The following is a 2,055-nucleotide window of genomic DNA, read 5'->3' on the forward strand; positions in this document are numbered from 1 at the left end:
AACTGCTCCATCGCATCGGCAAGAGCATCAATATTACCGTTTTCCACAAGAATTCCACTTTTACCGTTCTCAATTATTTCAGGAAGCCCGCCGCTGATAAATCCAATCACCGGCAGGAAAGCACTCTGTGCTTCAGCGGCTGCACGCCCGAAAGGTTCACGATCAGATGCCATACAGAGGACATCATGGTTTACAAGCACATCCTGCGGCCTGTTTGTATGCGGCATCATTTTTACAACATCACTTAATCCTTTTGATTCAATCTGCATATTGAGCTGATCCCTGTAGCCTTCTTTCCAATAAAGGGTACTTCCGACAATACTGAGAGTTCCGGCATCAGAACGGTATTTGTCAAATACAATTGAAAATGCATCAATAAGCAGGTGACAACCTTTCCATGGAACGATTCTGCCCAGATACAAAAACCTTGGAGGACCCTTTACTGGAATTCTGGCCGGGTAAATCTGAATTCCATTATAAATCAAGACAGATTTTTCAGAAACACGTCCTGGAAGAGAGTCTTTTACAGCACCTGAAATCGCTATCGCTGCAGCATTCTTTCGTGGGAAAAGAACACTGTAAATGTGGCCGGGCAGAGAGCCGCGGTCAAATATCTCTCTTATATGGTAAATTGTTGGTTTTCTGTATCCCAGTGCGGCGATTATAAACAGGGCAATGTGAGATTTTGGCACATTTGCATGGATAAGATCCGGGTTGATTTTCTCAATTTCCCGCCGGAGCCGCAAAACATAAACAATAAACCGGAAAATCTCCTTCCACTGTCTCAGAGCTGTTTTAAGGAGACCTTTTCTTCTGATTTCACCTACATTTCCTTTACATGGAATAACCCTGCATGAGACACCCATTCCGGAACAGCGCTCTATCAGCGGGCCATCCTCAGAACTGATCAGGAACACATCTGCCCTGGACACCATTTCCTGTAGTATGTCAATAAGAGACAGTTCCGCACCGCCAAGCATCCGGGCCCAATGATTAAGAAACAAAATTCTCTTCTGCTTTTTATTTCCAGGCATAGTGTTTTTCCAGACGTAATGCCGCATTTCTTACAAGCTTTTCCCGAAGTGAAGCATTCTTAAAAAGGTTTACAACTGCATCACATATTTCACCGGGATTATCGGGACTTACCAGAATCCCGCACTCACCATCAGACAATACTTCGGGAATTGCACCTGTCTGTGAGGCAATGATGGGCAAATTATATGACATAGCTTCCAGAAGGACGATACCAAACCCCTCTACACCATCACTGGTTTCAAGTGATGGAAATATAAAGATGTCAGAAGAGGAGTACAGATCGGCCAGTTGCATATCGGTAAGATCGTTTCTGATGGAAATACGGTTCTGGAGATTTTTACTGATGATCAGGGACTTCAGATGTTTGTACATTGGACCCGATCCGGCAATTGTAAGATGCCATTTCAGGTTTTCTGGAAGTATCTCAGTTGCTCTTATCAGAACAGTATGTCCCTTATGGGGAACCAGCCTCCCGACAGTGAGTAAATTAATAACCGATGCTGAAAGTGTTTTACAATGCCGGTTATAGTCTGCAGGCAGTTTGATTTTTGGCGGCACATGAATAAAACTGCCGGATATTCCTGATTTTCGGAGTATAGAAAGGGTACAGCCACTGAGATAAAAAATTTTTTCAGCCCTATTGAGAATTTTACGGAAAAGAATCTGCCGAAAACCGACTTTCCCCAGGGGAAATAGTTCTTTTCCATAGCAGTATACCGAGTATCTGAGGGGCTTTGAAAAAGATAAAAGAAAGGGAACGAAAGCAGCATAGATATTACCGGCTTCAATACTAAGATTCCCCTTTTTTTTCATGAGGACAAGGGCCAGTTTAATGAACAGAGGTATAAGAGAAAATTTCTTGTTCAGAGGAGAGAGAAATGTTGATATGTATAAGACTTTACAGGAAAGAGAATCATCAGGATTCCGAAGTGGAGAACTGCAGCCCGCAATGACAAGGTCATCACAGGAATAGGTATACTTTACAATATTGTGCAGGTATTTTTGAATTCCACCATGTTC

Annotated in this window: 2 protein-coding genes; both read right to left on the minus strand. The window is 42.8% G+C overall.

What is annotated here, in order from left to right; genetic code table 11:
• A partial coding sequence (locus GX089_09910; protein ID NLP02797.1) for a glycosyltransferase family 4 protein occupies positions 1 to 1,034 on the minus strand: 1,034 nt, incomplete at its 3' end.
• Positions 1,021 to 2,055: glycosyltransferase family 4 protein (locus tag GX089_09915; GenBank protein NLP02798.1), on the minus strand; the 1,035-nt coding region annotated here is incomplete at its 5' end. The genes GX089_09915 and GX089_09910, both read right to left, overlap by 14 nt.

Origin of the sequence: Fibrobacter sp., from assembly GCA_012523595.1 — a bacterium.
In the GTDB taxonomy this organism is placed as follows: domain Bacteria; phylum Fibrobacterota; class Chitinivibrionia; order Chitinivibrionales; family Chitinispirillaceae; genus JAAYIG01.